Annotated in this window: 10 protein-coding genes; 4 read left to right on the forward strand and 6 right to left on the reverse strand. The window is 64.5% G+C overall.

Annotation, left to right across the window (positions count from 1 at the left end):
- Positions 1-264: 264 nt before the first annotated feature.
- The gene (locus AC1POX_RS04295; protein WP_005914723.1) at positions 265-738 is read left to right on the forward strand and encodes a hypothetical protein; all 474 of its coding nucleotides are present in this window, start codon (positions 265-267) and stop codon (positions 736-738) included.
- A gap of 234 nt (positions 739-972) precedes the next feature.
- Positions 973-2,112 carry a hypothetical protein gene (locus tag AC1POX_RS04300; protein WP_029820326.1) on the forward strand — a complete coding sequence of 380 codons (1,140 nt, stop codon included), beginning with the start codon at positions 973-975 and terminating at the stop codon, positions 2,110-2,112.
- Positions 2,113-2,242: 130 nt separating this feature from the next.
- Here the strand turns inward: AC1POX_RS04300 and AC1POX_RS04305 are convergent, their stop codons facing one another.
- From AC1POX_RS04305 to AC1POX_RS04330, 6 genes are all read right to left on the reverse strand, one after another.
- Positions 2,243-4,108: a peptidoglycan-binding protein gene (locus AC1POX_RS04305; RefSeq protein WP_041469824.1), complete on the reverse strand. Its 1,866-nt coding sequence runs from the start codon at positions 4,106-4,108 to the stop codon at positions 2,243-2,245.
- A 106-nt stretch (positions 4,109-4,214) separates the two neighbouring features.
- Complete coding sequence (locus AC1POX_RS04310) at positions 4,215-4,973, reverse strand: hypothetical protein (protein WP_372357136.1); 759 nt, start codon at positions 4,971-4,973, stop codon at positions 4,215-4,217.
- Positions 4,974-5,296: 323 nt separating this feature from the next.
- Positions 5,297-5,821 carry a lactoylglutathione lyase gene (gene gloA, locus AC1POX_RS04315; protein WP_005914729.1) on the reverse strand — a complete coding sequence of 175 codons (525 nt, stop codon included), beginning with the start codon at positions 5,819-5,821 and terminating at the stop codon, positions 5,297-5,299.
- A 161-nt stretch (positions 5,822-5,982) separates the two neighbouring features.
- Positions 5,983-7,077, reverse strand: coding sequence for a copper resistance protein B (locus AC1POX_RS04320; protein ID WP_005914730.1), 1,095 nt, complete (start codon positions 7,075-7,077; stop codon positions 5,983-5,985).
- Complete coding sequence (locus tag AC1POX_RS04325) at positions 7,074-8,879, reverse strand: copper resistance system multicopper oxidase (RefSeq protein WP_372356788.1); 1,806 nt, start codon at positions 8,877-8,879, stop codon at positions 7,074-7,076. The genes AC1POX_RS04320 and AC1POX_RS04325 overlap by 4 nt, the downstream gene beginning before the upstream one ends.
- Before the next feature lie 86 nt (positions 8,880-8,965).
- Complete coding sequence (locus AC1POX_RS04330) at positions 8,966-9,421, reverse strand: CopL family metal-binding regulatory protein (protein ID WP_029820320.1); 456 nt, start codon at positions 9,419-9,421, stop codon at positions 8,966-8,968.
- A 91-nt stretch (positions 9,422-9,512) separates the two neighbouring features.
- Here AC1POX_RS04330 and AC1POX_RS04335 point away from each other — a divergent pair, with 91 nt between their 5' ends.
- Entirely contained in the window at positions 9,513-10,616 is a 1,104-nt protein-coding gene (locus tag AC1POX_RS04335) for a PLP-dependent cysteine synthase family protein (RefSeq protein WP_005914733.1), read from the forward strand.
- A 184-nt stretch (positions 10,617-10,800) separates the two neighbouring features.
- Positions 10,801-12,825, forward strand: a complete 2,025-nt coding sequence (locus tag AC1POX_RS04340; RefSeq protein WP_372171321.1) for a M3 family metallopeptidase — start codon at positions 10,801-10,803, stop codon at positions 12,823-12,825.
- Positions 12,826-12,897: the final 72 nt, after the last annotated feature.

A 12,897-nucleotide genomic window follows, 5' to 3' on the forward strand; every position in this document is an offset into this window, starting at 1 on the left:
TGTTCCAGGATGGCGATTGCGTGCGACGTCGTGCTGGTTGCGCTGACGCGCAACGCGCGAGGTTCAGCTCCTCGCAAAGCAGTCGCCGACGTCCTGCCTATGCACGTGGCGATGCCGCTTCCAGGAGTGGCCGTATCCGTCTGGCGAAGGCGCGGTCGCACTGCCAGCGGCCGGTCCTTAGCGCTCCACCACAGCCTCTGCCAACGCAGTGGCCCAAGTTATGCATAAGCTCCTGGCGAGGGTCCACACCACGCAGGAGGACGTATGCACGAGTCTTTCAAACAGGGGGCGCCGGCCGAGTTGTGGCAGGCGTTGGTGCGCGAGGCGGGGCAGCGGATTGCGCGTCCGCTGGACGAATCGCGCGAGCATTATCTGGTGTTCGTGTTGCTGCGCTTCCAGCGCGATGCGCATCTGCTTTCGCGCACGCAGGCGCTGGCATGGCTGCATGCGCAGGACCAGATCGGTAGCGTGCGGGCCGACGCATTGCGTGACGTGGGAGACGGTTGCCTGCTGATTGCAGGCCTGTTTCCGGGCGTGGCGCAACGCCGGCGCCTCAGTGTGGATTACTTCATCGATCTGGGCAGGGGCGCGTATTCCGAAGTGGCCGACACCCGCTGCAGCGATGCAGGTCTGTTCGCGCAACTGGCCCAGAGCTATCGCGAGCTGGTGCGTATATTGGCCGCATTGCGCACGCCACGCGATTGGCAACCAGGCCCAGGCGGAATCTTGCATGCCTAAGCAGTGAGCATCTGAGGGGCGGTCCCCACACATGCGTGGGGACCGCCCCGACTGCGATGGCTGCCGTGTGCGGGCACACTATCCCTGCAGGACGATCGGCCGGGTGCGTTTGTGCCATTACCCGTCGATCAGCGCCCTGCATGTGGGAAGCCGTCGTGTGCGAGCGGTGGCGCATCGGTCGCGCTGCATGGGGGACATGCAGCGCGTCGCACTTATCCATAGGGACAGGGATTCATGAAGACGTGTATCGCGGCGGTGCTATTGGCACTGCCGGGGCTTGCTGTTGCGCAAGACGTGCCGCTGGGCTATGCCGGACAGGGCGGAATGACGCTGCAGGAGATCGACCCTGCCATTTATGCGTATCACTATGACCACGGATTCGTGGGCGAAGATGCGATGGGCTGGGATCCTGCGCTGCAATTCGCCTGGTCGCGCATCGCAGCCGCCAAGGTCTGCGCACAGCAATCGCCGTCCGATGCATTGATCGGCAAGCTGGTGGAGCAGTACGGCAAGGATGCCGGCGTGCACCAGATCAACGGCATTGGCTTCCATGAGGCACAGATGCGGGCGGCTGGTACCTTCTGTACCGCTGCGCGCGTGACCGAAGCCACTGCGGTGGTGCCTGCGTTTGCAGGCGGAGATTTCTCCACGGCAACTGCATATGCGGCTGCTGCAGTTGCAGGCACTGTGGCGGTTGCCGCAACACAGGCGCAACCAAGTCCGCAGTCCGATGCAGGCGTTGCCATGACGCCCTCGGCAGATTGGGCCTTGCAGCTCCCATTGCATTCGAGCATGCGGGTGGGCTCGAACGGCCTGCCCAACGGCGACGAAATGCTGCGTGTCGTCCGCCGCGGACATACCGGGATGGTCGTCGGTTTGCAAATTGCCACCAGCCTGTTCGCGCGCGGTGTTGCGGTCTCTGCCTTCGGAAAAGATCAGCTGAAAGGCGAAAAGATGGAGGCCCTGGGGAATCCCGGCTATCAATTGCAGCGCGATGCGGTCAACGCGCATTTGAAGACCTACTTCACCGGGCATCCGCGGGCCGTACCGGCAGAACCGTTCCCGTTGCAGGTGCTGATGTCGGACTGGCTGCTGGTGTATCAAAGCCTGGCCGATACCAAGTCGCCTTACGAGCTGCGCTACGCAGTGACGATCGGTGGGGAGCGCAGCGGCTTCTTGAAGCGCAAGGCGAGCCCGGTCAGTCTGGACTGCGCGCCGACACCGCGTACTGCCTCGCTGGAAGAATGGGAAGCCAACGATTACGCGTTGGTCAAAGCAGCCGCACAAGCCTACAGCGACGAATGCGCAGCGAAATTCGCCGAGCAGTTGCCGCAGTGGTTCCCTGACAGAGAAGCTGTTGCGACGTCCAACTGACGGACCAGTGCTGGTGGCGCCGGATATCCGGCGCCCGATGTGATGGGAAACAACGCGTAATGCGGGTGTAAACAAGAAGGGGCACCGATCCATCGATCGGTGCCCCTTCTGTGTTTGTGTTGCGCGACGATCAACCGACGCTGCGCGCCTGGCTGCGTTGTTGCTCTTGCTGGTCTTGAGCCTGCGTCTGCGTCTGCGCTTCCTGCCGCACAGCATTGCTGCTCTGCTCCAGCGGCCGTTCCGCAGCGGTTGCCTTGTCGGTGTAGATCCGCTGATGCGCCGGGTCGGTTGGCTGACCCTGCACGGCAAACAGTCCGTTGCCGTCCTTGCTTTGCGCCACCATGTCGATGCGTTGCATGCCGCTGACCTTGGCTTCGAAGGTCATGTGGCCGGCCGCATTTGCCAACTGCTGCCGATTGGCGAAGGCATTCGGACCGAGCTGCTCCAGCTTGTTGACGGCCTGATTGAACAGCGGGTGGTCGGGATTGGTTTTCTCCGAGAGCAAGGGCGTCTTTTCCGCCTGCTTCAACGCAGCCTGCGTATCGCGGCCAACCACGCCATCGTCCTGCAGCCCATGCGCACGCTGGAATGCCTTGACCGCCTCGCTGGTCCGTTGGCCATAGGCGCCGTCAGCCTTGAGTTCGTTACCGCCTGCGTCCTTGTAACCCAGTTGCTGCAGCGTCTGCTGCAATGTGCGCACTTCTGCGCCACGCGCATTTTCGCGCAGGACACCCGGCGCATCAGCGGCGGCGTGTGCCTGGCTGGGTTTGTGCTCGGTCGCTGCGTGAGATTGCTGCTTGTTGTGGCTGCGCTCCTGCAGCAGGTCGCGCGCCTCAGACAGCGGGTCGCTCGCATACAGCTTGACGCCCTTGGCGTGCTTGCGCTCGAGGTAGGAATCCAGCGAACTGAGCTCGACACCCTCGCCGCCACGGGATTGGCTGATCTTGAGCTGGCCATCCTTGGGGTCACGCACCACCATCGTGATGTGGTCGATGCCCTTGTAGCGCCCCTTGTCCCAACTCTGCGGGCCATTGTCCTCGCCGATGATCATGCCTTCCTTGAGGGTCTGGGCAGTCACATCCTTGCCTTGGATCAGCACGCCGGAGCGCAGCTCGGCCTTGCGCAGCAGTTCGGATGCACTGTCGAAACCCGGACTGAACTTTTCGTCCTTGGTGAAGATGGCCTTGCCGGCGCCCTTGTTGATCTCGTCCATGGTCGCGTTCTGCATCTCGACCACCCAGCCAGAACAATCGACCCTGCCTTTGTCGGGATCTTTCGCGCCCAGGCCGTATTTGACGTGATCGTATTTGTTGGTGAGGTCATAGGCTGCGTGAAGCGCAATGCCTTGCGCTGCGGGTTTTTCCGGCTGGGCAGGCGCAGAGTGCGCTGGCGCAGCGTGCGAGGGTGCCTGCTGCGTGGTCGAAATCGGCTCGATGCCTTTTTCAGGAATCCGGATACGGTCCATCTTCGTATCCCAGTACTGCACGAAGGTCTGTGCCATGTCCTTGTCGGACATGCGCCGGAACGTCGCCGAATCGACGCCGGTCAGGGACTTCAGCTCTTTCTCGCCGACATTGTTGAGAATGTTGGCGCGTGTGCTTTCCAGGCCAAAAGATCCCGTGGCGATCGCGGTCTGCAAAGAGCGATAGCCACCGGCGCCTTGCTGATGGGCCAGATACATATCCAGGCCATCGGGCTCGGGCTTGCCCGAAAGGTACGGCCGCCCATCGCGTTCGTGCCGATTGACCAGGCTCGTCCGGTTGTCCAGATACAGCCGCGCTGCTGCGTCGGTATTGGCCACCGCGTCCAGCTCGCGTCCGGCAATGCCGTACTGCTGGGCAGTTGGCGGCGTGAACTGGAATAGTCCTTTCGCACCGCCGGGGCCGCGACTGGCCAACTCGTCGAAGGCGCCGCCAGTCTCTACGTGGGCAAAACGCAGGAAGTCGTCACGCGGAATATTCCGCTCGGCCGCTTCGCGTTCGATGATGTCGAGCACTTGGGCTCGTGAGTAGTTCGTCGGCATCGCTCAAGGTCCTTGATTGAGTGCTGCAGCCACGCGGCTGCAGCGGTACGCCGCCCGAACCAATTCCTTTGGTCCTGTATCAAGGGGTCGGCAAATACGATTTGCTGGCGGCATCGTAGCGGTATTCAACCGTCGCGTCACCCCCGCTCGTCGGGGGAACGGCAGAGACCGTTACCCGCAATGCGGGCAGTCCTGGCTGCTTCACGAACGCAAGCGTGCTGGTGTTCTTGACGCAGGCAATCTTGCCGGGCGCATCTTCGCCACAGTTGGCGCTGTTGTCCTCACCCGCCGGAATGTTGCCGATATAGGTCCAATGCTTGTCGTTGACGTTATCGGTTTCTTTCGGGTTGAACACGAGTGCGTCGTAAGAAAGGATGCGCACGCCCGACTGCAGGTTCCACGTCGGCACGGCCAGCACCAGCCTGCCGTCATCGGTGACAAAGGTCTGTGGTTGACGCGTCGTGTCGATGGTGTTGCCCTGCTCCATGCCGCCGAATTCGCCGATGTAAGGCTCTGCGCCAAGCAGCTTCCATGGAGACTTGCTCCCCGGTTCGCTGGCCACAAACGTGGCGTGAGCAAGCGTCACCTTGGTACCAGGGGCAGCATCGTGATTCTCGCGCTCGGCGCCATAGAGCTCGGGCGTTTCCCAGGCGAAGCCGGTGTAATACCGCGTACCGCCGAGTTCGAACTGAAAGCCGTACCAATAATTGATCCAGCTGCCATTGGCGACCTCGTAGGAGGTTGCGCCATCGCCGTCCACGTTGCTGATGAAATACAACACGCTGTCGGTCCGCGGCGGCTGCAATTGCTGGGTCGATCCCTGGGTTGCGTCCTGCATGGGAGGTGCATCCTTTTCTGACGGTTTTGGAGGAGTGCCGGCCGCGGCTGCGGCGGTCTTCGGAGCGGTGGCGTCCGGTGTCGCCTGTGTGCAGGCGGCGATCGTTGCTAGCGCAAGGACAAGTGAAATCTTCCTGACGAGCATTGGGGTGCATCCATTGCGGAGGGCGGCGAAAGTCTACTCCAGCCCGCCGTTGTGTCCAGTCGTTGCACCGGGCCTGGCGGCTCCCGCACGTCGTTGCGGCGCGGGGCTTCCACGTCGCGGATGCGCTGCGTTCGGCCTGTGCATCCGCTGACGCGCCAGCTTGCCGCTGAGCGGCGGACTTACGCCAAGGGCGTATTGGAAATGATCTCCACCCAGTAACCGTCCGGGTCCTTGATGAAGGCCAGGTGCTTCATGCGGCCGTCTTCCAGGCGTTTCTGATACGGCACGTTGAGGCTGTCGAAGCGTGCGCAGGCAGCATGGATGTCCGGCACCGAGATACAGATATGGCCGAAGCCGCGTGGGTCGCTGTTGCCGTCGTGATAGACCGGGCCATCCTGGGTTTCGGTGCCATGGTTGTGGGTGAGTTCGAGCACGCCGGGGATGCCGGCCATCCACAGGCGACGCTGCGCGTCGTCATCGGGAATGGCCGTGCCTTCGGGCAGCAGCGCGAGAAAATACAGGCTGAATTTTGCGTCGGCAAAATCGCGTGCGTCGAGCAGGCGGAAGCCCAGGACACGGGTATAGAAATCCAGCGACTGTGTTGCGTCCTTGACGCGCAGCATGGTGTGGTTGAACACGAAGCCGTGCGTGTCGGCGGGCGCGGCATTGGCGCCTGGCACGTGTTGCAGATCGTTCAAAGGCATGGCGGTCTCCTGGTGTGGATTGCGGGTGGGGGGTGTTGCGCGAAGGGGGATGGTAGCCAGGGCAGGGTTGTCGGCGTGTCATGGCGAAAGGGCAGCGGTTCGAATGCGCTGGCGTTGGAGGAGAGGGCCAACTGCATCTGCCCGTGCACGATGCTATCGCCTCAAAACCACACGCGCACACCGGCAACAAAGCGGCTGTCGCGTGCAGGGGCATCGTCCATCGCGGCGCGTTGTGCGCTATCGCCGAAGCTGCGGCTGTGCACCCAGCCGATGTACGGCGCGAAGCGGCGGGTAATCTCGTAGCGCAGGCGCAAGCCAAGTTCCACCGCTTCCAGACCGCTGCCAATGCCGCGGCGGTTGTCGTCGGTAAGCGCGATGTCGGCTTCCGCACGCGGCTGCAGGATCAGACGGTTGGTCAGCAGTACCTCGTATTCGCCTTCCAGCCGCAGCGCCGCGCGGCTGCCAGTGCCCACATACAGCGTGGCTTCGGTTTCGAACTTGTAGGGCGCCAGGCCTTGCACGCCGAAAGCGGCCCAGCTGCGATGTTCGCCTGCGCCGATGTCCTGGCGCGCGCCGATGAGTACATCCCACCATGGCGAAATGGCATGGCCATAGAACGCCTCCAGCGAGGCAGGTTCGGTGCGCCCGTCGTGCCGTTCGCCCTCGCTGCGCAGCCAGAGCCGGTCGATGTCGCCGCCGATCCATGCGCGCGATTCCCAGGCCTGGCCGCTACCGCGATGCGTGTTGGACGCTTCAAGCCGATCGAGCAGGACATAGTGGTTGATACCTGCCGAGTGCATCGTATGCGTGTGCAATGGTGCGAATGCGGCGGCGATGTCGTCCGCCGTGGGTGGGGGAATGGGGTCGCGAGGGAGTGGGTGACTGCGTGTCTCGGCGGGTGATGCAGGAGTTTGTGCAGCGTGTGTGGGCTGCGTGTGGTGCATCTTGGAGTGATCCATCGACGCGTGATCCATCGCCTGGTGGTGCATGGATGCATCGCCCATGGATCCATGCTTCATCGATTCATCGTCCATGGGGCCGGTACCCGTGGCAGCGTGCGCCATGTGAGCGTGGTCCATGTGAGCGGCCTGAGATGAGGCAGGGGTCGTCTGCATGCCATCGGTCACTTGCATCGCATGGTCCTGCATGTCCTGCGGTGCGTCCTCCAGCGCATCGTGCTGATGCTCCTGCGCAAGTGCAGATGCGCTCGCCAGGAACGCAGCAGCCAACCAGGCCTGTGTGCGAAAGCGACTCATGCCTCCACCCGCACTTCGCGCATCATTCCTGCTTCCATGTGGTACAGCAGATGACAGTGATAGGCCCAGCGGCCGAGCGCATCGGCACGCACGCGGTAGGTGCGGCGGGTGCCCGGCGGCATGTCGATGGTGTGCTTGCGTACCTGGAAGTTGCCGTGTGCATCTTCCAGGTCGCTCCACATGCCATGCAGGTGAATCGGGTGCTGCATCATGGTGTCGTTGACCAGCACGATACGCAGCCGCTCGCCGTATTGCAGACGCAAGGGTTGCGCGGAAGCGAACGCGATGCCATCGAAGGACCAGGCGAATTTTTCCATGTGCCCGGTCAGATGCAGCTCGATGTCGCGCCCGGGTTCGCGCCCATCCGGATCCTCGAACACGCTATGCAGATCGGCGTAGCACAGCACGCGGCGGCCGTTGTCGCGCAGGCCCACGCCGGGGTCGTCCAGGCGCGGTGCGGTGGCATTGCTGTGCATGTCGATCAGCGGGTTGCCGGTTTCGCTGGCGGGATGATGCGGCGCCTTGTCGTGTGCCTGGGCATCGTCGTGCGAGTGCATGGTGTGCGTCCCATGCGCCGCCAACATCCCGGGCGCGCCGTGCATTGCGGGTAGCGCGTGGTGCATCCCATCGCCATGTCCCATGTCCTGCATGGTCAGGATGGCGCGCCGATCCAGTGCGGGAATCGGCGCCTGCAAGCCGTGTTGCACTGCCAGCGTGCCACAGGCAAAGCCGGTGCGGCCCATGTCCTGCGCGAATAACGTAAACGCATCCTGGCCGAGCGGTTCGACGATCACGTCGAAGGTCTCGGCCGCGGCGATGCGCAGTTCGTCCACGCTGACCGGATGCACGTACTGCCCGTCGGCGGCCACCACGGTCATGCGCAGGCCGGGAATACGGATGTCGAAGTAGGTCATCGACGAGCCGTTGATGAAACGCAGCAACACCTTTTCGCCTGGCTTGAACAACCCGGTCCAGTTGCCGGCCGGCGCCACGCCGTTGAGCAGGTAGGTGTAGGTGTTGGCGTTGACGTCGGACAGGTCGGTCGGGGTCATGCGCATGCGCCCCCACATGCCGCGGTCGGCCAGCGTGGCGCGCAGGCCGTCGTCGCGCGCATCGCGCAGGAAATCGACGACCGTGCGCTGCGCGTAATTGTCGTGGCTGGGCATCTGCTTGAGCCGGCGGAACAGGGCGGCCGGGTCCAGGTCGGTCCAGTCCGAGAGCAGCACCACATGCTCGCGATCGTGCCGGTACGGCGGCGGCGTCAGCGGGTCGATGACGATGGCGCCATACAGCCCGGCCTGTTCCTGAAACATCGAATGGCTGTGATACCAGTAGGTGCCGGACTGGCGCAGCGTGAAGCGGTAGTGGTACTCCTGGCCCGGCGCGATGCCGTCGAAACTCATCCCCGGCACGCCGTCCATGTTGGCCGGCAGCAACAGGCCATGCCAATGCACCGAGGTGGGTTGGTCGGTCAGCGCGTTACGCACGCGCACGCCCACCGTGTCGCCCTCGCGCCAGCGCAGGGTAGGCGCCGGCAGGCTCTGGTTGACCGTGATTGCGGAGCGGGTGTGTCCGGTGAAGTTCACCGGCAGGCGGCCGATCTGCAGCGACTGGCTGCTTCCGCGTAGCACCGGCGTGGTGGCCTGGGCGGCGGCGCGCGCGTCGTAGCGCCACAGGCCGCCGGCTGCGGCGACGCCGCCCAGGGCCAGGCCCTGGACGAAGCGGCGCCGGCTCAGACCGCTGGCGGTTGAGCCGTGGGAAAACGGGGGATCGAAAGACATGACATCTCCTGCGCGCTCCATCGGCAAGATGGAGCGCAGCGCAAAACTGAGGAAACCCGCGCAAGCACGCGCGGGGCCGAGGACGGCCAAGGCAGGGCCGTCGGCGCTCAGGCGATGGGAGGTCGTACCGGTTGGTCGGGCAGCGGGCTGCTGCGCCCCTCGGTCAGGGTGTCCGGCACCGCCGGGTGGCCGAGCAGGCCGGCGGCTACGGCAGGCAAGGTTAACAAGGCGAGGCTGGCGTGCTGCAGGCAATCGCAGCTGCCCAGCTTGCAGCAGTCGGGCGCGTGCGCACGCGTGGCCTTGTCGTGCCACTGCATGGCTGTCGGCGTAGGCATCGCGTCATGGCACGGCACGGCTGCCGGTGACTCGCTCTGGGTCGCGGCGGTGCCTCCCGCCATGGTCACGGCGGGCATCGCGCCCGACGCCATTGCCGGCATGGCCATGCCCACCGACGCCCACGCGCCGGTTGCCGTATTGGCAACCAGGCTCAGGCACAGCAGCAGGCGGAGCAGGCGATGCAGCACAGGTAGTCGCGGCAGTGACAGGTGCAGCGAGCATAGCATCGGCCCCCAGCTGTCCGCCCGATGCGCTGGGTGCGTAAGCGGGCAGGTGGGGGCGGTAGAATTGAGGCTACTTTCGCAGCCAAGTCCTGCCATGTCGCAGCGCCAGTGGGTGGCCGCCGCCATCCGGAAGATCGAGGCCGATTTCAATCGTTCGGCCGACACCCACCTGATTCCGATGGAACTGCCGGGCTATCCGGGCATCGACCTGTACTTCAAGGACGAGTCCAGCCATCCGACCGGCAGCCTCAAGCACCGCCTGGCGCGCTCGCTGTTCCTGTACGCGCTTACCAATGGCTGGCTGCGCGCCGGGCGCCCGGTGATCGAGGCGTCCAGTGGCTCCACGGCCATTTCCGAAGCGTATTTCGCGCGTTTGCTCGGCGTGCCCTTCATCGCGGTGATGCCCGCCTCGACCTCGCCGGAGAAGATCGCCGCGATTCAATTCCAGGGCGGCCGCTGCCACCTGGTCGAACGCGCCTGCGACCTGGACAGCGCCTCGCACCAGCTCGCACGCGAGACCGGCGGGCACTTCATGGACCAGTTCACCTATGCCGAGCGTGCCACTGACTGGCGCGCCAACAACAACATCGCCGAATCGATCTTCAAGCAACTGGCCGAAGAGCCGCACCCGATCCCGGACTGGATCGTCTGCAGCCCCGGCACCGGCGGTACCAGCGCCACCCTGGGCCGCTACGTGCGCTATCGGCGCCATGCCACCCGCATCCTGTGCGCCGACCCGGAAGTGTCGGTGTTCTTCGACGGCTATTGCCGCGCAGTAGACGGCCAATGTCCCAAGGAGCTGGCCATCACCGGCGGTTCGCGCATCGAAGGCATCGGCCGCCCGCGGGTGGAATCGAGCTTCATTGCCAGCTGCGTGGATGTGATGATCAAGGTGCCCGATGCGCTGAGCCTGGCGGCGATGCGCCACGTCAGCGCCACGCTGGGCCGCCGCGTGGGCGGCTCCACCGGCACCAACTTCGTCGGCGTGCTGCAGGCTGCCCGGCGCATGCGCGACGAAGGCCGGCAGGGCTCCATCGTCACCATCCTGTGCGATGCCGGCGAACGATACGCGCACAGTTATTACGACCCGGCCTGGTACCAGGCGCGCGCGATCGATGTCAGCGACAGCGATACAGCCATTGCGCTGGCCGTGAACGGCGGCGATTTGCCTGCCTTGCCTTGTGCGGCGCTGGAATGACCGCCATATCCGGGACGTAGGCATCAAGGCGCTGCGCTCACCGCCACGCCTGTGCGATCGGTGTCCGCAGTCGGCAGGTCCAGGCGCGCACCGTGCCCTCGGTGCCGTGCTCACCTGCTGACGGTTGCGTGCCACGTTTGCCGATCCTTGAATCCACTCACCCAGTCCATTGCCGGAGCGCTCCATGACCAACCCGCTGCTCGATCTGTCCGGACTGCCGTCCTTCGATGCGATCGGCCCCGAACACGTGGGCCCGGCGATCGACCAATTGCTCGCCGAGGCCGAGGCGGCGGTGAAGGCGGCCGAGCAGGTCAGCCCGGTGCGCTGGGACAGCTTCGTCACGCCGCTGGACGATGCCACCGAGCGGCTATGGCGTGCGTGGGGGCAGGTGGGTCACCTGCAGGCGGTGGTCAACACGCCCGAGCTGCGCGAGGCCTATAACAGCAACCTGCCCAAGGTGAGCCGCTTCGGCAGCGCGCTGGCGCAGAATCTGGCGCTATATGCGCAATACAAGGCGCTGGCGCAATCGCCGGAAGCCGCACACTTCGATGAGGCGCGTCGCAAGGTGCTGGAAAATGCGCTACGCGATTTCCGCTTGGGCGGTGCAGAACTCGATGATGCCGCCAAGGCGCGGTTCGCACAGATCCAGGAAGAACTCTCGGCGTTGGCAGCCAGGTTCTCGCAGAACGTACTCGACGCCACCGATGCGTGGTCGTACGTGACCGAGGACCAGACCCAGCTGTCGGGCCTGCCGGCAGAAGTGATTGCCGCCGCACGCGCCGCCGCCGAAAAGGACGGCGTGCCGGGCTGGAAATTCACCTTGCAGATGCCGTGCTATCTACCGGTGCAGAGCGATGCCGACAGCCGCGACCTGCGCGCGCGGCTGTATCGCGCCAATGCCGAGCGCGCGTCCGAATTCGGCGATGCCACGCTGGACAACAGCGCCAACATCGATCGCATCCTGGCCCTGCGCGCCGAGTTGGCGCAGCTGCTCGGCTTTGCCAGTTACGCCGACTATTCGGTTGCCACCAAGATGGCGCAGAGCCCCGACGAGGTGATGGGCTTCCTGCGCGATCTGGCCGCGCGCGCCAAGCCGCATGCACAGCGCGACCGCGCCGAGCTGGAAGCCTTTGCGCGCGACGAGTTGGGTCTGGATGAACTGCAGGCCTGGGACCTGGCCTACGCCTCGGAAAAACTCAAGCAGGCGCGTTACAGCTTTTCCGAGCAGGAGGTGAAGCAGTACTTCACCGAACCGAAGGTACTGGCCGGCCTGTTCGATGTGATCCACAGCCTGTACGGGCTCACCGTCAAACCCGACAGCGCGCCGGTGTGGCACCCGGACGTGCGGTTCTACCGGTTGGAAGATGCGCAAGGCACCCTGGTTGGCCAGTTCTATCTGGACTTGTACGCGCGCGAAGGCAAACGCGGCGGCGCGTGGATGGACGATTGCCGCAATCGCCGCGACACCGCCAACGGCGTGCAGACGCCGCTGGTGTATCTGGTGTGCAACTTCGGGCGCGGCAGCGGCGATGCACCGGCCACCTTCCGCCACGGCGAAGTCACCACGCTGTTCCATGAAATGGGCCACGGCCTGCATCAGTTGCTCACGCAGATTGGCGAGCTGGGCGTGGCCGGAATCAATGGCGTGGAATGGGACGCGGTAGAGCTGCCCAGCCAGTTCATGGAAAACTTCTGTTGGGAGTGGGAGCGCGTGCAGGCGATGACCGCGCACGTGCAGACCGGCGAACCGCTGCCGCGGAACCTGTTCGATCGCCTGCTGGCGGCGCGCAATTTCCAGAGCGGCATGTTCACCGTGCGTCAGCTGGAATTCGCCTTGTTCGACATGCAACTGCACAGCACCTACGACCCCTCGCAGGACAGCGTGCTGCAATTGATCGAGCGCGTGCGCGACGAAGTGGCGGTCAATCGGCCGCCGGCATGGAATCGCTTCCCGCATCAGTTCAGCCATATTTTTGCAGGTGGCTATGCGGCCGGCTATTACAGCTACAAGTGGGCCGAAGTGCTCAGCGCCGATGCCTATGCCGCATTCGAAGAGGCGCCCGACCAACTGGAGCAGACCGGCGCACGGTTCCGCGCCGAGGTGCTTGCGCGTGGCGGCAGTCGTCCGGCAGCGGAGAACTTCCGCGCGTTCCGCGGTCGGGCCCCGACCATCGATGCGCTGCTACGGTATAACGGCATGGCGGGCTGATGGCGCCGATGGCGCAGTCGTCATCGGCTACCGTCGCCACGGCGTTCGCATTGCATTGAGGTGAGCTGTCCT

This window comes from Xanthomonas sp. NCPPB 3442 (assembly GCF_056725145.1).

Bases quoted from the DNA above. Each gene is read 5' to 3' on its own strand.
- AC1POX_RS04295 (WP_005914723.1), top strand. From the start codon at position 265: ATGCACGAGTCTTTCAAACAGGGGGCGCCGGCCGAGTTGTGGCAGGCG.
- AC1POX_RS04300 (WP_029820326.1), top strand. From the start codon at position 973: ATGAAGACGTGTATCGCGGCGGTGCTATTGGCACTGCCGGGGCTTGCT.
- AC1POX_RS04310 (WP_372357136.1), bottom strand. From the start codon at position 4,973: ATGCAGGACGCAACCCAGGGATCGACCCAGCAATTGCAGCCGCCGCGG.
- gloA (WP_005914729.1), bottom strand. From the start codon at position 5,821: ATGCCTTTGAACGATCTGCAACACGTGCCAGGCGCCAATGCCGCGCCC.
- AC1POX_RS04320 (WP_005914730.1), bottom strand. From the start codon at position 7,077: ATGAGTCGCTTTCGCACACAGGCCTGGTTGGCTGCTGCGTTCCTGGCG.
- AC1POX_RS04325 (WP_372356788.1), bottom strand. From the start codon at position 8,879: ATGGAGCGCGCAGGAGATGTCATGTCTTTCGATCCCCCGTTTTCCCAC.
- AC1POX_RS04330 (WP_029820320.1), bottom strand. From the start codon at position 9,421: ATGCTATGCTCGCTGCACCTGTCACTGCCGCGACTACCTGTGCTGCAT.
- AC1POX_RS04335 (WP_005914733.1), top strand. From the start codon at position 9,513: ATGTCGCAGCGCCAGTGGGTGGCCGCCGCCATCCGGAAGATCGAGGCC.
- AC1POX_RS04340 (WP_372171321.1), top strand. From the start codon at position 10,801: ATGACCAACCCGCTGCTCGATCTGTCCGGACTGCCGTCCTTCGATGCG.